This is a genomic window from Paenibacillus sp. GCM10027629 (genome assembly GCF_042676425.1).
GTDB classification, from domain to species: domain Bacteria; phylum Bacillota; class Bacilli; order Paenibacillales; family Paenibacillaceae; genus Paenibacillus_K; species Paenibacillus_K terrigena.
Genome location: NZ_JBHTGZ010000005.1, coordinates 275,175 through 295,447 on the forward strand (window position 1 = coordinate 275,175; position 20,273 = coordinate 295,447).

19 protein-coding genes are annotated in these 20,273 nt (G+C 47.4%); 16 read left to right on the forward strand and 3 right to left on the reverse strand.

Annotation, left to right across the window (positions count from 1 at the left end; all coding sequences use genetic code 11):
- Nucleotides 1-29 precede the first annotated feature (29 nt).
- The 3 genes from ACFQZR_RS07215 (at nucleotide 30) to lpdD (ending at nucleotide 2,276) form a co-directional block, all read left to right on the forward strand.
- Nucleotides 30-680, forward strand: a complete 651-nt coding sequence (locus tag ACFQZR_RS07215) for a DsbA family oxidoreductase (protein WP_379344341.1) — start codon at nucleotides 30-32, stop codon at nucleotides 678-680.
- Nucleotides 681-916: 236 nt separating this feature from the next.
- On the forward strand, nucleotides 917-1,834 hold the full coding sequence (locus ACFQZR_RS07220) for an EamA family transporter (RefSeq protein WP_379344343.1): 918 nt from the start codon (nucleotides 917-919) through the stop codon (nucleotides 1,832-1,834).
- Between the two features lie 70 nt (nucleotides 1,835-1,904).
- Nucleotides 1,905-2,276 (forward strand): prenylated flavin chaperone LpdD, encoded by a 372-nt coding sequence (lpdD, locus tag ACFQZR_RS07225; RefSeq protein ID WP_379344345.1) that lies wholly within the window; start codon nucleotides 1,905-1,907, stop codon nucleotides 2,274-2,276.
- A gap of 80 nt (nucleotides 2,277-2,356) precedes the next feature.
- Here the strand turns inward: lpdD and ACFQZR_RS07230 are convergent, their stop codons facing one another.
- Nucleotides 2,357-3,139 (reverse strand): ABC transporter ATP-binding protein, encoded by a 783-nt coding sequence (locus tag ACFQZR_RS07230; protein WP_379344347.1) that lies wholly within the window; start codon nucleotides 3,137-3,139, stop codon nucleotides 2,357-2,359.
- Between the two features lie 37 nt (nucleotides 3,140-3,176).
- The gene (locus ACFQZR_RS07235) at nucleotides 3,177-3,443 is read right to left on the reverse strand and encodes a hypothetical protein (RefSeq protein ID WP_379344349.1); all 267 of its coding nucleotides are present in this window, start codon (nucleotides 3,441-3,443) and stop codon (nucleotides 3,177-3,179) included.
- A 241-nt stretch (nucleotides 3,444-3,684) separates the two neighbouring features.
- Here ACFQZR_RS07235 and ACFQZR_RS07240 point away from each other — a divergent pair, with 241 nt between their 5' ends.
- Together ACFQZR_RS07240 and ACFQZR_RS07245 are read left to right on the forward strand one after the other, a co-directional pair.
- Entirely contained in the window at nucleotides 3,685-4,887 is a 1,203-nt protein-coding gene (locus tag ACFQZR_RS07240; protein WP_379344351.1) for an MGDG synthase family glycosyltransferase, read from the forward strand.
- Nucleotides 4,888-5,041: 154 nt separating this feature from the next.
- Nucleotides 5,042-5,296: a hypothetical protein gene (locus ACFQZR_RS07245; RefSeq protein ID WP_379344353.1), complete on the forward strand. Its 255-nt coding sequence runs from the start codon at nucleotides 5,042-5,044 to the stop codon at nucleotides 5,294-5,296.
- Nucleotides 5,297-5,367: 71 nt separating this feature from the next.
- Here ACFQZR_RS07245 and ACFQZR_RS07250 read toward each other — a convergent pair whose 3' ends face one another.
- Nucleotides 5,368-5,985 carry a DUF3298 and DUF4163 domain-containing protein gene (locus tag ACFQZR_RS07250; RefSeq protein WP_379344355.1) on the reverse strand — a complete coding sequence of 206 codons (618 nt, stop codon included), beginning with the start codon at nucleotides 5,983-5,985 and terminating at the stop codon, nucleotides 5,368-5,370.
- A gap of 578 nt (nucleotides 5,986-6,563) precedes the next feature.
- Between ACFQZR_RS07250 and ACFQZR_RS07255 the strand changes: the two genes are divergently transcribed.
- The 11 genes from ACFQZR_RS07255 (at nucleotide 6,564) to ACFQZR_RS07305 (ending at nucleotide 20,111) form a co-directional block, all read left to right on the forward strand.
- Nucleotides 6,564-7,892: an FAD-dependent oxidoreductase gene (locus ACFQZR_RS07255; protein WP_379344357.1), complete on the forward strand. Its 1,329-nt coding sequence runs from the start codon at nucleotides 6,564-6,566 to the stop codon at nucleotides 7,890-7,892.
- Nucleotides 7,893-8,082: 190 nt separating this feature from the next.
- On the forward strand, nucleotides 8,083-9,390 hold the full coding sequence (locus tag ACFQZR_RS07260) for an MFS transporter (protein ID WP_379344359.1): 1,308 nt from the start codon (nucleotides 8,083-8,085) through the stop codon (nucleotides 9,388-9,390).
- 131 nt (nucleotides 9,391-9,521) lie between these two features.
- Nucleotides 9,522-10,211, forward strand: coding sequence for a queuosine precursor transporter (locus tag ACFQZR_RS07265; RefSeq protein ID WP_379344361.1), 690 nt, complete (start codon nucleotides 9,522-9,524; stop codon nucleotides 10,209-10,211).
- Nucleotides 10,212-10,846: 635 nt separating this feature from the next.
- A complete protein-coding gene (locus ACFQZR_RS07270) occupies nucleotides 10,847-11,638 on the forward strand; it encodes a formate/nitrite transporter family protein (protein WP_379344363.1) in 792 nt (263 codons plus the stop codon).
- 217 nt (nucleotides 11,639-11,855) lie between these two features.
- A complete protein-coding gene (locus ACFQZR_RS07275) occupies nucleotides 11,856-12,818 on the forward strand; it encodes a sugar kinase (RefSeq protein ID WP_379344366.1) in 963 nt (320 codons plus the stop codon).
- Between the two features lie 11 nt (nucleotides 12,819-12,829).
- Complete coding sequence (locus ACFQZR_RS07280; RefSeq protein ID WP_379344928.1) at nucleotides 12,830-13,495, forward strand: bifunctional 2-keto-4-hydroxyglutarate aldolase/2-keto-3-deoxy-6-phosphogluconate aldolase; 666 nt, start codon at nucleotides 12,830-12,832, stop codon at nucleotides 13,493-13,495.
- Between the two features lie 110 nt (nucleotides 13,496-13,605).
- Nucleotides 13,606-14,901, forward strand: a complete 1,296-nt coding sequence (locus ACFQZR_RS07285; protein WP_379344368.1) for an MFS transporter — start codon at nucleotides 13,606-13,608, stop codon at nucleotides 14,899-14,901.
- 96 nt (nucleotides 14,902-14,997) lie between these two features.
- Nucleotides 14,998-15,771: a 2,4-dienoyl-CoA reductase gene (fadH, locus tag ACFQZR_RS07290; RefSeq protein ID WP_379344370.1), complete on the forward strand. Its 774-nt coding sequence runs from the start codon at nucleotides 14,998-15,000 to the stop codon at nucleotides 15,769-15,771.
- A 405-nt stretch (nucleotides 15,772-16,176) separates the two neighbouring features.
- Nucleotides 16,177-17,043: a cation diffusion facilitator family transporter gene (locus tag ACFQZR_RS07295; RefSeq protein WP_379344372.1), complete on the forward strand. Its 867-nt coding sequence runs from the start codon at nucleotides 16,177-16,179 to the stop codon at nucleotides 17,041-17,043.
- Between the two features lie 158 nt (nucleotides 17,044-17,201).
- Nucleotides 17,202-18,623 (forward strand): ABC transporter substrate-binding protein, encoded by a 1,422-nt coding sequence (locus tag ACFQZR_RS07300; RefSeq protein WP_379344374.1) that lies wholly within the window; start codon nucleotides 17,202-17,204, stop codon nucleotides 18,621-18,623.
- 63 nt (nucleotides 18,624-18,686) lie between these two features.
- Nucleotides 18,687-20,111 carry an ABC transporter substrate-binding protein gene (locus ACFQZR_RS07305; RefSeq protein ID WP_379344376.1) on the forward strand — a complete coding sequence of 475 codons (1,425 nt, stop codon included), beginning with the start codon at nucleotides 18,687-18,689 and terminating at the stop codon, nucleotides 20,109-20,111.
- The last annotated feature ends 162 nt before the right edge of the window (nucleotides 20,112-20,273 follow it).

The following is a 20,273-nucleotide window of genomic DNA, read 5'->3' on the forward strand; positions in this document are numbered from 1 at the left end:
TATAAATGACATAAGGCTGGTGTGACGATATGAAAGTAGAAATATGGTCAGATTATCAATGTCCGTTCTGCTATATGGGCAAACGGCAATTTGAGGAAGCGCTCAAGCAATTCCCGCATCAAGACGCCATTGAGATTGTATTCAAGAGCTTCGAGCTTGATCCCAATGCACCTGTAGAGCCGAAGGAAACGATTGATGAGATGCTCGCGTCAAAATACGGCATGTCCATTGAACAGGCAAAGGCGATGAATTCTGATGTTGCTGCTCGTGCTGCAGAAGTGGGATTAACGTATGTATTCGATGAAATGAAGCCATTAAATTCGTTCACGGTACATCGCTTGACACATTTCGCTGCAACTCGTGGACTGCAGCAGCAATTGACCGAGAGGTTATTCGCTGCGTATTTCACCGAATCGAAGTCGTTGGGTGACATGGAGACGTTATTAACTCTAGCTGTAGAAGTTGGATTAGATCGTGAAGAGGCCTCAGCGGTGCTGGCTAGCGATGATTTCGCTAATGAAGTCCGCGCGGATGAACAGGAAGGAAGTCGTTTGGGCGTCCAAGGCGTACCGTTCTTCGTATTCAATCGCAGATACGCGGTATCAGGGGCGCAGTCGCAGGACGTCTTCAGGGACGTCCTTCAGAAAGCATGGGATGAATCGGCGGCGAATGGCAGCTAACCAATACCTTCATATTGACCTGAAGGGTTAATCATCATACAATAGACAACAACAGCAAGCATCATATGGCTTTTAAATTCACGCGTGGACATCCATGTCGTTGAAGGCGAAATTTTAACAAAGCGTGATCCGCTTTGGTTTCATTCGCCCCTTGTTCAGTTATTTGAACAAGGGGCTTTTGTTCGTGTTTTCATAGAAAAATTGACATCATTGTTGATACAGAGAGGGGTCATTTGATGAAACGATTCAAGTATTCGACGCTCGTATTTCTTGGCGCATGCAGTTACGGGGTGTTGTCCACGATTCTTAAGCTCGGACTCGGTGCTGGGTTTACCGTACCGCAAATTCTAGGCGGGCAATATTTCTTTGGATGGTGCATTCTGCTTATTCTTATGCTGCTATTCTCCAGGGTAAAGGTTCAAGTTAAGCAAGTGGGCGCCTTGCTGCTGGCAGGGATTCCAATGAGTTTGACGGGGCTTTTTTATAGTGTGGCTGTAGCCCAGCTTCCAGCATCACTTGCGGTGCTCTTATTATTCCAATTTACATGGATAGGTGTTATTCTCGAAGCCATCTGGGAACGTAAATTTCCGAGCCGAGGTAAGATCATCTCCATTATCGTGTTGATTCTGGGTACGGTACTCGCAGGAGGCGTATTGGAACAAGCAGGCGGCAGCTATACGCCGCTTGGCATTACGATGGGCTTGTTATCTGCGCTAACCTTCGCAATCTATATCTTCGTGAGCGGTAAGGTGGCGACGAATGTTCCGGTATTATCGAAAAGTTTCATTATGGTTAGTGGTGCGGTCATCGTGCTGTTCATCGTTCTTACACCAAGTTTCTTGTTCGACGGTTCGCTCGCACAAGGCGCATGGATCTATTCGGTACCACAGGCGCTTTTAGGCAGCATTATTCCGGTCATATTCTTCGCCATCGGCGTGCCGAAGGTTGGACCGGGGCTTGGAACCATTCTAGGCGCAGCTGAACTACCGGCAGCGGTCATCGTTTCCGTCCTCGTGCTGCAAGAGCAAGTGTCCGGACTGCAGTGGACAGGTATTCTACTCATTATGGTGGGGATTGTGATTCCGCAGTTCACTTCCTTCCGGGGCAAGGATGATCTGCAGCCGCGTAAACTTCGAGAGTCCAACTCGATTTGATCATCGATCATTGGCATGATACGATTACCGAAATGGCCTCATCAGTTAATGGTTGAAGGAGCGTATTTCGATGTTTGAACAATCGATTATTCCTTGTGTAGGCAGCGAGATTACATTCTCCGTTGTTGCCCAAGGGGAGGATTTATGCGTGACGATTGCAGGGGGAACCAAGCCACATATCGGAGCGGTCGCCCTTGCTCAAGTTCGTCCTAGTCTAGCGGATTCGAGCCGTTTGAGTGCTTCGGTATCCGTACTGACATTGCTCGGGCACAAGGAAGATGAGATCGCCAAGTATGTTGCACAGCAAATTGCTGTCGCACGCGGGGCGAATGTGGTTGTATCCTGCGGCGTGCATATCGATCACGCAAGTCTGGACCAATTGCAAGAAATCGATCAGGCGATACGAACGTGGTGTACGGACTTTGTCCGCCAAATCAGTTGAATCTCTGGAAAATACACAAAGCTGCCATGCTAATGCTTGGCAGCTTTGTTGTCGTATAAGTGATGTTCGGGCAAGGTATCCTAAATATCAGCGGCAAGGGTGAGCCACTTGCGGCTATGATGTTCTTGAACTTCAACTGGAGTATCGAAGAAATCACTCAATACATCGGACTGCAGACAGTTCGTCGTCTCATCAGCTTTGTAGATCTCTCCATTTTTCACGAGGAGCGTATGTGTGAAGCAGGGAGTAATTTCTTCAATATGGTGCGTAACATACAGCAGTGTAGGTCCGCCGGGCTGCTCTGTAATCCGCTCAATCATTTGCAGCAGCTGTTCCCGTGCGAAGATATCGAGTCCTGTACATGGCTCGTCTAATATCAAGAGGTCTGGATTTGCCATCAATGCACGTGCGATCAGAATTTTCTGGCGCTGTCCTTGGGATAAGGTATCGTATGTACGGGAAGCGAGTAGGGAGCAGCCTAGGAAATCCATTAATTCCTCGGCTTGCTTCAAATCTTGTTCTTCGGTTTTGTCATACAGACCGATGGTTGCAAATTTACCGCTGAGCACAATGTTAAGTGCGGTCTGATGACCATACAACTTCTGCTGCAGTGACGTACTGACCCAGCCAATGCGTTTGCGAAGCTCTCGAAGGTCTACTTCGCCAAATTTATGGTCCAATACTTCGACTTCACCGCTGGTTGGCCAGATATAGCCATTCACGATATTGAGCATCGTTGTCTTGCCTGAACCATTCAGGCCCACGATACACCAATGTTGTCCATGCGCTACTTCCCAGTTCATACCACGTAATATCATAGTCGCGTCACGCCGCCATGATACATTGTTCAGTGATATAATCATGCCCAAGTTCCCCCTCCTCATGCACGTTCTGCACCGCTTATTCTTTGGCTAGCGCTTCCTCCGCTGCATCTAAGATTTGATTGAACAAATCATCATCCGTCTCAATGAGGCTATCTGCTGCCAGTAATTCCTCTTCACTTCCAGATTCTTTGGCGAAATTCAAGCTGTAGTCCCAATCGATGCCTCTTTTGCTGTGTAAAGAAATTTCGTATAGGGACGCATGTTGTTCGAGTGTGAATTGAACAGACCCGAAGTATCCTTCTTCACGCTTCTCCATCACGGCGTTTACGATCGTTAATTTCATATGGTTTGCCACCTGTTCTTATGGATTTTTTCGTACTTAATATCGGTTATTATATCATTTCTTGGTAAACTTCACGATTGTAACGCAGGGATTTGATCTACTGACGGCGTCTTAACTATGGAAGGGGGACGAACTCGACCAAAGTCTAGGAAGAAATACCGCTTTAAGTCAGTGTTGAAACTTTTCATAACGGACTACAATGTTATTAGGATCAAGTATTAAAAAAGGAAGGAAGCTTGAGATGATACGAAATGAAGCCGCGGCGATGCCATCGCGAATTTTGGTTCTATCCGGTCCTCTGGGACACGGGCATTTGCAGACAGCAAAATCCATTGTAGAAGCTTCGCAGTTAATTCGCAGCGACATTGAAGTAGAAATTGTAGATTATATGGAGATTACTTCACCGCATTTGCATCAGGTTGGTGCATTCTGTTATGCCCAATGGGTACGGACATTCCCGAGCATTTACGGTTACTTATATAAGAAGACACGGCATGAGAATTTTATGGTCAAAGAGGCGAAGCGTGTTAGAGGATCAAGCCTGCGTGCGCTCTTGAGACTGATTGAAGAAAAGAAGCCTTCGGTGATCGTCAGCACATTCCCGCCGGCAGCGGTTGCGGTATCCAAGCTCAAAATGCGCGGTTGGATTAACTGTAAGACCGCAACGGTCATTACGGATTATACGGACCATAGCTTCTGGCTAAACCCTGGAACGGATTTGTATTTGGTTGGGTCGGAGCGCGTAGCGCGTTCCTTGATGAAGCAAGGGATTGCCCGCTCGACGATTGAGGTCACAGGAATTCCCGTACGCCCGAAGTTCTATAAGACGTATGATCGTGAACAGCTTCGGCGTAAATATCAATTGGATCCGAATAAATTAACCGTCCTGCTCATGGGTGGAGGCTGGGGATTAATCCCGGACGCCGTCTTGCGTTCGATGCAAAATCCAAAGTGGAAAGACCGCGTACAATTCGTCGTGATCTGCGGTGCGAATGAGAAGCTGCGGCATCGGCTCCAGGGCGTTGCCGATCATAGCGAAGTATCGATTACGGTCCTTGGTTATGTGGAGCAGATTCATGAGTGGATGGCCTGCTCAGATCTCATGATGACGAAACCAGGGGGGATCTCGACCAGTGAGGCACTCATGCAGCAGCTGCCGTTATTGCTGTATAAAGCTCTGCCAGGGCAAGAGGAAGATAATGTTCAAGAGCTTGTTGAGACGGGGATGGCCGTATATGCACCAACAGAAGCGGAGCTTGAAATGCAATTTGCGTGGATGATGACAGATCCAACACGGATTCGAGAAATGCGTGCGCGAGCTAAATCCTTGCGGAAGCATTCCCCGTACCATGCATTATCTGCCATCCTAACCTTAGAAGAAAGTTCACCATTATCCATATCGATGTACGAACGGGCCCCTTTACAGGTTAACCCGCTCGTCTAACCATACTAAGAGGATTAACCGATCATTATTTTGCCTTCCTGGTGTCGGTATCCTCTTTTTTGTATAAAAAAAATGAAATGGAGAGTGGGACAAAGTATTCTAATTTACTAATCGCCTTCATATAGTAAGAGTACCAAGAGAGGAGGTGATTCGGATGTTACAAGAAGAACTCAACGAGGAATTGGAAGCGGTTTCCGAATCCGAGGCAGAAGAGGCTGCCGAGGAAGAAGCAGAGGCTGAGACGGAAGTGGCAGAAGAAGAGGTGTCTGCGGAGAGCGTCGAAGCGGAAGCTGAGGAATCGGAAGAATCGGACGAAGATGCCGAGGCGTCAGATGAGGACGCGGAAGCGGATGAGGAATCAGAAGAAGATTCGGAAGACGAAGCAGCGGAGGAATCGGAAGAAGCTTAGTCGCTGCGGCTTCGTTCAAGAATGGCGAACACCCCCAATCGGTCATCGGTTGGGGGTGTTCGCTGTGTTCCTTAACTCGCAGAGAGGATGCCAAGAGGGCCATTCTCATTGATAATATCTTGTATTTGGTAGACTGAGATGGGGAACATCGGGAATCCATAATAATACGGTGTAATTTCATACAATTCGAAATATATGACGAGTGATTTATCCGCAACATAATAGTCTTGATCCGGTCGAATGCTGGTGAACGGTTCGAGCAAATCGATCTTACGTTCCTTGATTTGAACGCAAATGATGTCTGACAGCCGCTCTACATAGTTACTGCCTGGCTTGAAGAGTTCAGCAAGGCTGTAGAACTTGCCGGTCTTCACATTGCCTGTTAATGATTTCTGGTAGGTCATGCCATGGGCTTGGTGGTCATAGAATGCATAGTTGCTTTGGGTTAGGCTCAAAATAGCTCTTTCATTCGTTTTGATCTCGTAGCCGCCCTGCATGTCAGATTGGGGCGTGTTTGGGTCAAAGTTTTGCATTTTGATAAGGGATTCGGTTTGATTCTTAATCGTTGTGTTCATTCGTTTCTCAACGACGGAATTCGGTAAGTTAATGATTTGCGGGTAATATATTTTTACGTTTTTGGATTTAATCGAAGCGGTCTTCAGTTGCACGGGGAAAGAGAATGGATCCATGGGGTTCATCCTTTCAAGGGGGCAATCGCCTATAAGTCCTGGCATTTTATCCTATGTCGTTAGGGCCAAAGTGCAACTTGTCCTCCGCTAATGATGGCAAAGTATCGTTAACTCAAACATACTACGTTATATTTTTCGAGGGGATTTTCTTCATTTTGGGCCCTTAAGTGAAATGGATAGTGCGTTCGTCACATTCGATATGTGAAATAATGAACAAAGTTTGAACGTTATAAAATACCTCTTGTTTTTCTGGAGAAAGTGCTATATGATTGGTTCATCAACAAGTTGTGAAAAAAGTCACATTAAATCTTACGAGATTGTGGTAAGGGATTCTGATTGTAACAGCCATGAGATATAAGCAACGTGCAGTATTGAAGTCAAGGTGATCACATCGTGCACTCTCAGAAGTGAAAAGTTTCACGATCTAGGATGAGTATCGATAGACGAACGATTTCAAATAGGTCATGGAACGTCAGGATGGGTCACCATGAACTGCTCGCACCATAAAATGTGAATCTATTCACAAATTAAATGAAGAACTATCCATTAGAGGTTACCATATCGAGGAGGCGTTATTTATGAAAATCGCAGTTATCGGATGTACACACGCAGGAACAGCAGCCATTATGAATGCAGCAAATTTGTATCCAGAAGCAGAAATTACTGTTTATGAAAGAAATGATAATATCTCGTTCTTATCGTGTGGGATTGCACTTTATGTCGGCGGCGTTGTGAAGGATGCGGAAGGACTATTCTACTCCTCGCCAGAGAAGCTGGCTGAGCTGGGTGTAACGACAAAGATGCGTCATGATGTGATCGCGGTTGATACCGAGAACAAGATCCTTCGTGCACAGAATTTGGAGACGAACGAAGAAGTGGAAGATACGTTCGACAAGTTGATCATTACAACAGGCTCGTGGCCGATTCTACCGAAGATTGAAGGCTGGCAGCTCGATAATATCGTACTCTCGAAGAACTTCAACCATTCGAATACGATTATTGAAAAAGCAAAACAAGCAGAACGCATTGTCGTCGTCGGTGCAGGATACATCGGAATTGAACTTGTGGAAGCATTCGAGATGAACGGCAAACAAGTGACCTTGATTGACAGCACCGAGCGTGTGCTTAGCAAATATCTAGACCCTGAGTTCACGGCACAGACGGAAGAGACGTTGAAGTCGCACGGCATTGAGCTCGCACTAGGACAGACGGTCACACGGTTCGAAGGCGAAGCGGGCAAAGTGACGAAGGTCGTGACAACGAAAGGTGAATACGAAGCAGATCTCGTCATCTTGTGCATTGGCTTCAGACCGAATACGGAACTCTTCAAAGGACAGCTCAAGATGATGGATAACGGTGCGATCATCGTGGATGCGTATATGCGTACGAGTCAGCCAGATGTCTACGCCGCAGGCGATAGCTGTGCGATTGTCTACAATCCAACGGGTCAGCATGCTTATATTCCACTCGCAACAAATGCTGTACGGATGGGAACGCTCGTCGCTCGCAACTTGGTAGAGCCGAAGATTGCCTATATGGGAACGCAAGGTACGTCGGGAATCAAAATCTACGAAGAGAACATTGCAACAACAGGCTTAACGGAGACGGCGGCTCTCGACATGGGGATGAATGTGAAAAGTGTTACAATCAAAGAACATGATCGTCCTGAATTCATGCCAACGTATGAGGATGTAACGCTTAAAGTCGTCTACGATGCGAAGACACGCCGCATTATCGGAGCACAGCTGATCTCGAAGGCGGATCTAACCCAATCGGTGAACACCATCTCGGTGTGTATCCAGAATCAGATGACGGTGGATCAACTCGGATTTGTGGACTTCTTCTTCCAGCCGCATTACAATAAGCCGTGGAATTTCTTGAATACAGCGGGATTACAAGCACAATAATTTAAGAGAATAAAGGGTAAGGGGCTTCGTTGAATCGAATGCTCCTGCCCTTTTTTTTGCGCGCATACAGAATTGCATTTGTCATATAAATCCAGTTGTTATATGCAATCATTTGTGGTTAAATATTTGTAGTTTTGTGCAAAAATCTGATTATTTCAGAAAATAAGGCAAGAGATTACAGGGGGATCTTATGAACAACGTAGTAAGTCAGAATAGTCTTGAAGGTGAACCAACCGAGACGCGAGGACAGCGAATTAAGACACTCGCAGGTTCCATCCTTGGGTATGCGGCAGAAGGGCTCGATATGCTGCTTCTCTCATTTGTACTTGTATTTATTATTAAAGATTTCTCGCTAACAACGGTGCAAGCCGGGAATTTGACATTAGCAACGACGATCGGGATGCTGGTTGGTTCATACTTGTTCGGTTTCCTAGCGGATCTATTTGGACGGATTAAGATGTTGTCGTTGACCATTCTATTGTTCTCGGTCGCAACAGCGCTCATCTATTTCGCGAATGACTATTGGCATTTACTCACACTGAGATTTTTCGTTGGTATGGGTGTCGGTGGGGAATTCGGTATTGGGATGGCCATCGTAACAGAGACATGGTCCAAGAAAATGCGTGCTCGCGCAACATCAGGCGTCGCATTTGGTTGGCAGCTTGGCGTATTGTGCGCTTCCTTTCTACCTGCATTAATCGTGCCGCATTTCGGCTGGCGTGCAGTGTTCTTGTTCGGATTGATTCCTGCATTGCTCGCGATCTTCGTGCGTAAGAGCCTCAGTGAACCGAAAATGTGGGAAGCGAAGCAAAACCGTAAAAAATTATTACTTCAAAAAGAACGTGAAGGGACGATTCTTCCTGAAGAGCAAGTGGAATTGAACGGGATGAAGAAGTTCCCATTGCGCAAGCTTTTCGCGAATAAAAAGCTGACGATGACAACGATCGGCCTTATTGTCATGTCCTTTGTTCAGAACTTCGGCTACTATGGGATCTTTACTTGGATGCCGACTGTATTGTCTGAGAAGTACGGATTTACCCTCGCGAAGGCGAGCGGTTGGATGTTTATTTCGACGATTGGGATGTTGATTGGGATCGGGGTATTCGGTATCCTAGCGGATCGCATTGGTCGCCGCAAGACTTTCACCATCTATTATATTGGTGGAACGATCTATTGCATTATTTACTTCTTCGTCCTTAACGATGCTACCTCCTTGTTATGGGGAAGTGCGCTGCTTGGTTTCTTCGCGAACGGGATGATGGGCGGTTTCGGTGCGATTCTGGCAGAACATTATCCATCAGAGGCGCGTTCGACGGCGGAGAACTTTATTTTTGGTACAGGACGTGGTCTTGCAGGCTTCGGGCCAACGGTGATTGGTGCAATTGCAATCGGGGGGAATATCATGGGTGCGATGTCCTTGATCTTCTGCATCTATCCGATCGGTCTACTCTTCATGCTCTTGTTCGTACCAGAGACGAAAGGCAAAGCGTTGGATTAATTTAACGAAGTTCGCAAGGCTAGTCAGCACTTGGAAGTCTGTGATATAGTGGTATGTGCTTTGGAAAAAAATGAGTCCCAAAGCCGCGGTTCGTAACCATCCCGCGTTATCAAAACTAGGAGGAGAGACAATTGTTTAATTTGGGTTTCGGGGTCTGTTTTGCCCTGGTTAATTTCGCACTATTTCTAATCTGTTATCGATTTTTCGGTAAAAAAGGGCTGTACGCTTGGGTCGGGGTTGCCACGGTCATCGCCAATATTCAAGTGACGAAAAATATCGAGATGTTCGGCTTTGTTATGACACTCGGGAATACGATTTACGGCACGATTTACTTGACGAGCGACTTGCTGAATGAGAAATATGGCGAGAAGGAAGCGAAGAAAGCCGTGTGGTTCGGGTTCTTCACATTAATTACGACGACGATTATGATGCAGATGGCCTTGCAGTTCAAGCCGCATGAGTCCGGTATGGAAGCGCAAGCTGCCATGGAGCTTATTTTCGGGATGATGCCAAGATTGGCGCTCGGAAGTTTATCTGCATATTTTGTTAGTCAGTTCTTGGATGTTCGCATTTATACATTCTTGAAAAAAGTATTTCCTAAGCCGAATCAGCTCTGGATACGCAGTAACGGTAGTACGGGAATCAGCCAATTGGTCGACTCCGCGGTATTTTGTACGATTGCGTTCGCTGGGGTTAAGGGCTATTCTTGGGATGTATGGTTCGATATTTTCATTACGACATATGTGCTTAAATTTATTATATCTGTCGCTTCGACGCCGGCTTTATATATCGCGCGAGGCTTTAAGATTAAGGAAGAATAGGGGAGACGCCGCATGTTCAGGGGAGCTGAACATGCGGCGTTTTTTTGTGCTTCGAAGCAGAGAAAAGTTCACCAAAGGGTGGGGGTGGGGTATCTCTTTCCGGTCGCTTCTTGTCCGTCCTTTGCTTTTGATTTGACTAGGGGGATGCAAAGGACTGCCAAAGAGCGAACGTAAACTCCTCCAAGAGATACCCCATCCTCCCTGAATACGGTGAACATATAAAATAAATAAAAAACGCCGCATGCGCGGGGAGGGAAAAGAAGGGAAGAGCAGTCGCGCTTTGCTTTCGCATAATGCGCCTGGAATCACAACACACTAATCCCAAAACCTGATGGAAGGGGTACGGATGGACCTTCAAACCGGATGCGAATTACACGCACGGAATTTACGAAAATCGTGATGGATGCCTTCCGCTTGAAGCCGAATGCTGGTAAAGTGTTCGAAGATACTAAAGGGCATTGGGCGATACTACCCAAGGTGACGCTTAGCAATCCGGAAAGACGGTTCAAGGGTATAAATGCTAGAAATTGTTGCCGTCCCTACATTGTGATTTTTATAACTTTCTCAAAGGATCGACAGAGGTACAATGAAAAAGGCCAAAATTTTAAATAATATTATCGAGGAGGCCTTGATCGATGTCTTATTACAAACCGAATGAAATTGCTGAAATGACTGTCGATACCGGGGTGAAAAAAGCAAATAATCCAATGTTAGCCGTGCTAACGCTTGGTTTTCTCGGTGGAGCCTTTATTGCTATCGGATATTTGCTCTATATACGCGTCATTGCGAGTGCGCCTCCGGCATGGGGTAGCTTTACTTCATTCATCGGCGGCAGTGTGTTCCCCGTTGGTCTGATCTTGGTGTTATTAGCCGGGGGAGAGTTATTAACGGGCAATATGATGGCTGTGCCGCTCGCTTGGTTCAAACGCCGCATTTCCGCCGGAGCAATGATCCGGAATTTAATTCTTATTACGCTAACGAACTTCGTTGGTGCGATCTTTATTGCGTATGCTTTCGGGCATGTCGTTGGTTTAACGGAGAGCGGACCTTATTTAGAAGCAACCGTGAGTATTGCGGGTCATAAGATCGAAGCGACGTTCCTCCAAGCATTCGTCTCTGGGATTGGGTGTAACTGGCTTGTTGCACTCGCTGTGTGGATGTCATACGGTGCGAAGAGCTTTGGCGGCAAAATATTAGGGATTTGGTTCCCGACGATGGCTTTCGTCGCGATTGGATTCCAGCACGTCGTGGCCAATATGTTCGTCATTCCAGCAGCGATCTTCGCGGGTCACTATACATGGGCAGATTATTTTGGGAACTTCGTGCCTGTGTGGCTCGGCAATTTGGTCGGCGGGATGATCTTTGTCGCTGGTTTCTATTACGTTGCCTATCTGCGCAGAGAAGAGAATACGACATCCAAGCCTTAAGAGAACGAATACGCATTGAACAGAAGCCTTTGGATTCCACGAACACATGTGGAGCCCGGGGGCTTCTTTGAGGTATAGGGGAAGACGATAACAAAGAAAAAGGCGAATATATGTCAAAAAGTTATGAAAATCCATCATAGAAGTATCGACTCTAGTAAGCTATACTATAAGGCAGTATTCTAGCTAGACATGAACTGATCGAAGATGAGGTGTCCATATGGAACGAAATGAAAGATCACTCGACGTCGTTACATTCGGGGAATCGATGGCTTTATTCATGCCTACCGGGACGAAAGGAATCGCGTATTCGAACCAATTCGAGCGTCTGTTCGGCGGAGCGGAGAGCAATGTTGCTATTGGTCTTGCTCGGCTGGGTCACAAGGTGGGATGGTGCGGCAGCTTAGGAGCCGATCCGTTCGGCAAAATCATTGCGAAGACGCTTCGTAGTGAAGGTGTCGATGTATCGCGCGTTCATTTCTCCGACCGTGCAGCAACGGGACTCATGTTCCGTGAGGTCGTAGCGGGTAAATCGTCGGTCTATTACTACCGCCGGGATTCGGCTGCTAGCCGGATGACGCCTGCGAATTTGGATCCAGCCTATGTGGGACAAGCACGAATCCTACACATTACCGGGATTACCGCTGCGTTAAGCGAGTCGTGCCGTGATACGCTGAGAGAAGCGATTCGAATTGCGAAGGCGCAAGGGGTTAAGATTTGCTTTGACCCGAATTTGCGGTTGAAGTTATGGAGCATTGACGAAGCGAGACCGGTTCTGCTGGAGCTTGCAGAGCAGGCCGATTATTTCTTACCAGGTCTAGACGAATTGAAGCTGCTATACCAGACGGAAGATTTCGATACCATTATCGCAAGGCTGAAAGCGTTGCCAGGTGTTACGGTGGTGAAAGGCGGCGAAGATTGTACATACCTGCTCGAAGCGGGTGAAGTGCACTCGATTCCCTATTTCCGCGCACCACACATCGTAGATACGGTAGGTGCTGGCGATGGATTCTGTGCAGGGTTTATTGCGGGTATTGTACGCGGAGATTCCTTACTAGAAGCAGTACGTCTTGGAAATCTAATCGGCTCGATGGTAATTCAGATGGAAGGCGACTGGGAGGCGCTTCCGACGGCGGAAGAGGCCAATGCCGTCTTGCATAACATTCAGCATATTGAACGCTAGGAGGCTAAATGATGAAAAAACTGAGATTGGTGCAACAAATGGTAGACGGTGGTGTCGTTGCGGTACTGCGTGGGAATTCACCGAAGGAAGTCGTAAGCATGGCTGAACAAGCTATCAAAGGAGGAATCAAGATCATCGAAATTACGATGACTGTTCCCTTCGCATTGCAAGCCATTGAGACATTAGCGAAACGTTATTCAAGCGCGGATCCCTCTGCAGACAATTATGCGGTGATCGGCTCTGGCACGGTATTGGATCCAGAGACGGCGCGTGCAACCATTCTGGCAGGAGCCGAGTTCGTCGTTGCGCCTTGTCTGAATAGTGAGACGATCAAGTTGTGCAATCGTTATCGTGTGCCGATGATGCCTGGTGTGATGACGATTCAGGAGATCCAGACAGCGCTCGAATTAGGTGCAGATGTGGTGAAATTATTCCCGGGTAACCTCTATTCGCCATCGATGATCAAAGCGATCAAAGGACCGCTTCCTCAAGCGAATGTCATGCCAACGGGCGGGGTATCGCTGGATAATTTGGGAGAGTGGATTGAAGCGGGTGCGGTCGCTGTCGGCATCGGATCTGATCTAACGAATGAAGCGGTGAAAACAGGCGATTATTCGACCATAGCTGCGAAAGCGGCCCAATATATCACTGCATATGCGCAAACGAAGCGGAAATAATCGTTATTTGATCATTTCAGCGCATCGACCTTATCCACTATAGACCATAGAATGAAGGGGTAATCACAATCATCATGAATGTATTGACTAACAAGGAGTGCTGAACCCTCATGAAATCCTTACGCATGAAGCGTAATGCAAGATCGTTCTCAGATTATCGAAAAAATCTATGGGTGTTAACGTTGGAAGGCGTTCCAGCGATCATTATGTTGACCCTGTTAGGAGGACCTTTCCTAACAGGGTATTTGCTGCACCTCGGTGCAACGTCTCAGCAGATCGGGCTTGTGCTCTCGATGGCGAGCATCGTCAATGTGGTTCAAGTGTTTGTCGCTTACTGGATGCAGCGGATTACGAACCGCTATTGGGTGCTCGTCACGTTCAGTGCGATCCACCGGATTGGCTGGGCGGCAACGGGATTGATCCCGTTTATTTTTCCTAGCGATTACTGGATTCCCGTGTTTCTTACGATGTATTCGATTGCATTCCTTGGGAATGCGATTTCGGGTCTCGTCTGGACGTCGCTCGTCGGTGATATGGTGCCGGCTGGGATACGTGGGCGGTACATGGGCATTCGGAACACAATGCTGAATGCACTAGGCAGCTTGGTGTTGTTCATCGGGGGACAGGCGTTGGATCGGTTCCCGGGGCAGCAAGGCTTCAATATATTGTTCATCGCAATCGGGATTTGTACGGTGCTCAATATTATTGCTTTTGCCAATTATCCCAAAATTCCGCTCGCCAAGTCGACGGAGTCTGAGTTTCTGCCCATGCTGAAGAAGCCATTCCAGGATCGGGCGTTCCTGCGCGCCGCGATGTTCATTTCATTGTGGCTGTTCCTACAAGGCATTATTGTGCCGCTGTTCTCGTATGTGATGCTGCATATTCTGCATATCAGCTACAATTGGATCTCCATCATTACGGTCGTTCAGACGGCCTTCATGATGATCAGCTTCTACATATGGGGCAATCTGAATATGAAATATAGCAACAAAAGGTTGCTTTATTGCACGCTACCTATCATTGCTTCGGCTTGTATGCTGTGGAGCCTCATCTCTGTATTTCCGGCTGTTGCGGTTCTGATCGCGATTCATGCGCTACTCGGGATCGGGATTGGGGGATTCAACCAGTTATCCTTCAACTTCATTATTGGGGATACGCCCAAAAGCGAGCGTCCGATGTTCATCGCCGTCTATTCTGCATTAACGGGCTTCGCCGCCTTCCTAGGTCCGATCTTGGGTGGATGGCTCTATGAGATGCTGCGAGAAATGCCGGCGTGGATGCAATCGTATGGACTCTCGACCTTGGTGGGCTTCATGATGCTCCTATTGGGTCTGATTTTAGGACGGGCTGTGCTTCAAGATTCATACGCACCGCGTCCAACAGAGGTTGCACGCGAACTGACATGATGCGCTCGTGAAGCTCATATAATACATGGAAAGGCTGTCGAACGGACGTTTCGGCAGCCTTTTTCTTGAAGTTATTTCGTTCAAGGGGGCGATGGAGTGAACGGGAAGGTCGTGATCGTCACAGGCGGATCGAGCGGTATGGGCAAAGCAATGGCTGCTCGATTCGTACAATTAGGGGCTTTGGTTGTCATTACAGGACGTACGCCGGAGAAGCTAGAAATTGCGCAGCGCGAAATAGCGACGTTCAGTGATGGGCAGGGGCGCGTTCATCCGGTAACGATGGATGTCAGGCAGCCTGAAGATGCGGTGCGGATGGTGCAGGAGACGCTGCAAGTCTATGGTCAGATCGATGCATTAGTAAATAATGCAGCAGGCAACTTTCTCTGTCCCGCAGAATCGCTTAGCGTCAATGGCTGGAATGCCGTCATTCAGATTGTGCTGAACGGCACCTTCTATTGCAGCCAGGCAGTTGGCAAGCACTGGATTGCAACTGGAACCGCAGGCTCTATCTTGAATATGGTAGCGACCTATGCTTGGGATGCCGGACCGGGCGTCATTCATTCCGCCTGCGCGAAGGCAGGCGTGCTCGCCATGACCCGGACGCTCGCCGTGGAATGGGGCCGGGCCTATGGCATCCGCGTGAATGCAATCGCACCCGGCATGATCGAGCGCACAGGCGGTGCAGAGCGTCTGGTCTCGAGCGTGGAGGCAGGGGAACAGCTCAAGCATCGCATCCCGGTGGGGCGCTTCGGCACGCCGGAGGAAATCGCGGGCCTCGCAGCGTTCTTGCTCTCTCCCGATGGTGCCTATGTGAACGGCGCGTGTTATACGATGGACGGCGGGGCGTCATTGCAGCAGACGTTCATTTGATCGGTTTCTTCTTTCTCCTCCTGCTCCCTCTCTAAATATGACCTACGCCTTCTTGGGGTGGGGGAAATCACTGCATATTGCTATTACGGAGGGTAAGGGGGTATCCGATGCAGAGCGAAGCGTACGCCTTTGAATACCGGGAAACATCTACTATAGTCCAATCAAAGTTTCCCGGTATTCAACAGCGGCGAAATCGGATACCCCGGCTGCCCATACGTCTTCAAATGGCAATAGCTCATTCTCCCGTTCCCCCACCCCACAAAGGCTCGTCATATTTCCCTCGCCCAACTTCTTTGACCCCGTCAATGTTAATAGTCACAACCCAACACTGTTTCTCTAGACCCACACGGGTTTCATCCGTTACGATAGTTCTATCGGAATTGATGAAGACGTGGAGGGTTACCCGTGACAGAAGCATATCGAGATTTACAACAAGGAGAGCGCGGGGCTTGGACGAGTATCATTGCTTATCTGGGTCTCGCCGCGGTAAAGCTGATTACTGGATGGTTATTCTATTCGGAGGCGCTGCTAGCGGATGGATTAAATAATAGTACCGATATTGTCGCATCGATCGCGTTATTAATCGGATTACGGATTTCCCGCAAGCCGCCGGATGAGGATCATCCCTACGGGCACTTCCGTGCGGAGACGCTCTCCGCATTAGTTGCCTCGTTTATCATGATGGCTGTAGGGCTTCAGGTGCTGTATCAAGGGATTACCAAGTTGGCAACAGGAAGCAGTCAGATGCCGAATATGCTTACCGCATGGACAGCGCTAGGGTGTGCGGCTGTGATGTATGTGGTATACCGCTCGAATCTTCGACTTGCGAACAAAGTAAACAGCGAAGCTTTGAAGGCAGCAGCGCAAGACAATCGGTCGGATGCCTTGGTCGGCATTGGTGCATTCGTCGGGATCGTCGGCACGAACCTTGGCTTGCCATGGCTGGATGTGGCAGCGGCAATTGTGGTCGGATTGATTATCTGCAAGACCGCGTGGTCGATTTTCCGCGGCACGGCGCATTCCTTGACAGACGGTTTCGACGAACAGGAGCTGGAGCAGCTCAAAGAGACGATCATCACGACACCGGGCGTGGAGCAGTTGAAAGACATCCGTGCGCGTCTGCTCGGTAATCAAGTTCTAGTCGATGCTACGGTACAGGTCGATAATGATCTGAATGTAACGGAGAGTCATGAGATTACGGAACGAATCGAACGGCAAATGCTAGAGAAGCATAACATTCAGCATGTTCATATTCATATTGAGCCGATTTGATAGAAGCAGTCCTTCATGGGACTGCTTTTTTTCTATGCCGTTTTTTAAGAATCTTTAAGAAAAACTAATCTAATCTTTAGGAAATGTAAGGCAAATTTACCTATTATTCGTATATAATTAGGATAATCTTGTCAGTTCATAGAGAAGAAAGGAAGTTAATGATGCGCAAAACGTATAGTTTGCTGCTAGTCAGTCTTCTGACGATGGCCCTATTATTGGCGGCATGCTCTGGGGAGAAGGCTGCACTTGAACCGTTAGATGCAGAGCAGAATGTGAAGTTGAAGGTTATTTTCTGGGAAGAGAATTATTTCTATCAGGAATACGGCAATTATTTTACGATGAAATATCCGAATGTTGAATTTGAAGTCATCTCCCAGAATCAATTGCAGAAAGAAGTATCTGAATCAGGCGAGGACTATCAAGAAGCGATGAATAAGTTCATTGAGAAGAATCAGCCGGATATTTTGATGCTGCAACCGGACCAGTATGAGAAATTCGCAAGCGAAGGCAAGTTGTATGAGCTGGACACGATTATCAAGCAAGAGAAGTTCGATACGGAGAATATCATTCCGGCCGTGATGCAGATGCTCAAAGATAAGGGCGGCGGCAAAATCTACGGTTTAGCTCCAACCTTTGGCGCACAAGTTATCTTTTACAACGTTAATCTATTCCAGAAGAATGGGGTAGAACTGCCGAAGAATCAGATGACATGGGAAGAGCTCTTTCAATTGGCGCAGCGGTTCCCGACCAGCGGGGCGGAAAAAGACCGCATTTATGGCTTGGGCATGGAATATGGCGGGTTCTCCAACCTGTTTATGAATGTGGGATCAACAGAGAACTTACGATGGGTTGATAAATCAGGTAAGAAGATTCAGTTAGAATCGGAGAGTTGGAAGAAGGCCTTCAACTTGGTGGCGCAAGGCATGAAGTCCGGGGCGATCTACCGTGAGAAACCGCAAGATAATCAAGCGCAGACGATGGAGAGCTACTATGCGCGGAATCCGTTCACGATGGGAAAAGCAGCGATGACGATGAGCGGTTCTTGGTATACTAATCAGCTTCGCCAAGCGAAAGATCAAATAAAGGATTACAAGCCTTTTGAGTGGGGAGTTGTGACGGCGCCTGTCAGCCCTTCAGATCCGAATGTGACGGATAACATGTATCTAAGTGAGATCATGGCAGTTAATGCGAAGTCGACGAACACGCGCGCTGCCTGGGAATTTGTAAAATTCATTAATGGTCCAGATATGGCCCGCATGCAATCAAGACAGATGAGCGGAAACCTGCCGACGCGCAAGGATTTCATCAAAGATAAAGAGAATCATGATCTCTCAGCCTTCTACATGCTTACGCCGAAATTTACATCCTATAATTCGAAAGAGTATCAGGTGCCAAGCAATTTCTATATGATGCAAAATCAAGTTCTAGAGACACAGTCCAATCTATTCCTTGATAATAAGCAGTCGGCAGAGCAGACCCTGGCAAATATCCAGAAGCAGCTGCAGGATGGCCTGGACAAGGGTTGGCAAGAGGACGAAGCAAAGAAGAAAAAAGATAAAGAGAAGGAAGCTAAGAAGTAAAGAGCCATACACGTACATACTTAAACGGTTAATTTGTCAGCTAATAGAGAAGAAGGGAAGTTAATGATGCGTAAAACGTTTAGCTTGCTGCTGGTCAGTCTTCTAGCATTGACCCTATTATTGTCCGCTTGTTCGGAAAAGCTTGCACTTGAACCGCTGGATGCAAAGCAGAATGTGAAGTTGAAGGTATTATTCTGGGAAGAGGAATATTTTTATCGGGAATATGGTAATTACTTCACCATGAAGTATCCGAATGTTGAATTCGAGGTCATCTCGACCGCGAAGTTACAACAAGAAATGGAGAATTCGTATGAGGACTATCAAGAGGCCATGTACAAGTTCATCGAGGAGAATCAGCCGGATATATTGATGCTTCAGCCAGATCAGTATGAGAAGCTTGCGAGTGAAGGGAAATTATACGAGCTCGATACCATTATGAAGCAAGAGAAGTTCGATACGGAGAGCTTCCTTCCATCTGTCATGCAAATGCTCAAAGATAAGGGAGGCGGCAAAACGTATGGGCTTACTGCGACCTTTGGAGCGCAAGTCCTCTATTATAATGCAGATTTGTTCCAGAAGAATGGCGTAGAACTGCCGAAGAATCAAATGACGTGGGATCAGGTGCTGCAATTAGCACAGCGTTTTCCAACGAGTGGGTCTGATAAAGATCGAATCTATGGTCTTAAAATGCAAGGGATGGGTGGAGCATCTGATCTCGTCATGAACTTGGGCCGAACGGAGAATCTTCGCTGGGTAGACAAAGAAGGCAAGAAAGTTCAGTTCGAAGCAGAGAGCTGGCGCAAGGTCTATCAGCTTGCTACGAATGCGTTAAAATCTGGGGCGATATATCAGGAAAATAGAGATATGCCGCAGTCGGGCGATACGATGGAAAGCTATATGTCCCGTAATCCTTTTACGGTCGGGCGAGCTGCGATGACCGTCAGCAGCTCATGGTATATGAATGAAATCAGTCGTGCGAAGGACCAGATCAAGGATTTCAAACCGTTCCAATGGGGCGTCGTCACGGCACCCGTCAATCCTGCGGAGCCGAATATGACAGACAATATGTATTTAAACGACATTATGAGTGTGAATGCAAAATCAGCAAACACACGCGCCGCATGGGAGTTCGTGAAATTTGTTAACGGTCCGGAAATGGCACGTATGCAATCGAGGCAAATGTCGGGAAGTTTGCCGACGCGCAAAGAGTTTATCAAAGACAAAGAGAATCATGATCTATCCGCATTCTATCTGCTTACACCGAAATTTACATCCTACAATTCCAAAGAGTATCCCATGCCGAATAGTTTCTATATGACGCAGAATACTGTTATTGATGAGCAAACGAAACAGTTCTTAGATAATAAACAGTCGATGGAGCAGACCATTGCCAATATCCAGAAGCAGCTGCAGGATGGCCTGGACAAGGGCTGGCAAGAGGACGAAGCAAAGAAGAAAAAAGATAAAGAGAAGGAAGCTAAGAAGTAAGTTCTCCTACATACATTTCAACCTACCTTGAAATGGATCGCGTTGTGCCGCAACTAAAGGGTGCCGCGGTCCTTTCGTTTTTTTCGCCAAACATTCTGTGCGAGGGTTCGATTAGAGGCTATAATAAATATGATTGTAGAAAGATCGGAAAAACTTGGAACA

What these genes read in the sequence shown, in the direction of transcription:
- ACFQZR_RS07280 (WP_379344928.1), top strand. Translation starts at nt 12,830, where the DNA reads ATGAAAAAACTGAGATTGGTGCAACAAATGGTAGACGGTGGTGTCGTT.
- ACFQZR_RS07300 (WP_379344374.1), top strand. Translation starts at nt 17,202, where the DNA reads ATGATGCGCAAAACGTATAGTTTGCTGCTAGTCAGTCTTCTGACGATG.
- lpdD (WP_379344345.1), top strand. Translation starts at nt 1,905, where the DNA reads ATGTTTGAACAATCGATTATTCCTTGTGTAGGCAGCGAGATTACATTC.
- ACFQZR_RS07215 (WP_379344341.1), top strand. Translation starts at nt 30, where the DNA reads ATGAAAGTAGAAATATGGTCAGATTATCAATGTCCGTTCTGCTATATG.
- ACFQZR_RS07255 (WP_379344357.1), top strand. Translation starts at nt 6,564, where the DNA reads ATGAAAATCGCAGTTATCGGATGTACACACGCAGGAACAGCAGCCATT.
- ACFQZR_RS07305 (WP_379344376.1), top strand. Translation starts at nt 18,687, where the DNA reads ATGATGCGTAAAACGTTTAGCTTGCTGCTGGTCAGTCTTCTAGCATTG.
- ACFQZR_RS07260 (WP_379344359.1), top strand. Translation starts at nt 8,083, where the DNA reads ATGAACAACGTAGTAAGTCAGAATAGTCTTGAAGGTGAACCAACCGAG.
- ACFQZR_RS07245 (WP_379344353.1), top strand. Translation starts at nt 5,042, where the DNA reads ATGTTACAAGAAGAACTCAACGAGGAATTGGAAGCGGTTTCCGAATCC.
- ACFQZR_RS07270 (WP_379344363.1), top strand. Translation starts at nt 10,847, where the DNA reads ATGTCTTATTACAAACCGAATGAAATTGCTGAAATGACTGTCGATACC.
- ACFQZR_RS07275 (WP_379344366.1), top strand. Translation starts at nt 11,856, where the DNA reads ATGGAACGAAATGAAAGATCACTCGACGTCGTTACATTCGGGGAATCG.
- ACFQZR_RS07230 (WP_379344347.1), bottom strand. Translation starts at nt 3,139, where the DNA reads ATGATTATATCACTGAACAATGTATCATGGCGGCGTGACGCGACTATG.
- ACFQZR_RS07235 (WP_379344349.1), bottom strand. Translation starts at nt 3,443, where the DNA reads ATGAAATTAACGATCGTAAACGCCGTGATGGAGAAGCGTGAAGAAGGA.
- ACFQZR_RS07285 (WP_379344368.1), top strand. Translation starts at nt 13,606, where the DNA reads ATGAAATCCTTACGCATGAAGCGTAATGCAAGATCGTTCTCAGATTAT.
- ACFQZR_RS07250 (WP_379344355.1), bottom strand. Translation starts at nt 5,985, where the DNA reads ATGGATCCATTCTCTTTCCCCGTGCAACTGAAGACCGCTTCGATTAAA.
- ACFQZR_RS07220 (WP_379344343.1), top strand. Translation starts at nt 917, where the DNA reads ATGAAACGATTCAAGTATTCGACGCTCGTATTTCTTGGCGCATGCAGT.
- ACFQZR_RS07240 (WP_379344351.1), top strand. Translation starts at nt 3,685, where the DNA reads ATGATACGAAATGAAGCCGCGGCGATGCCATCGCGAATTTTGGTTCTA.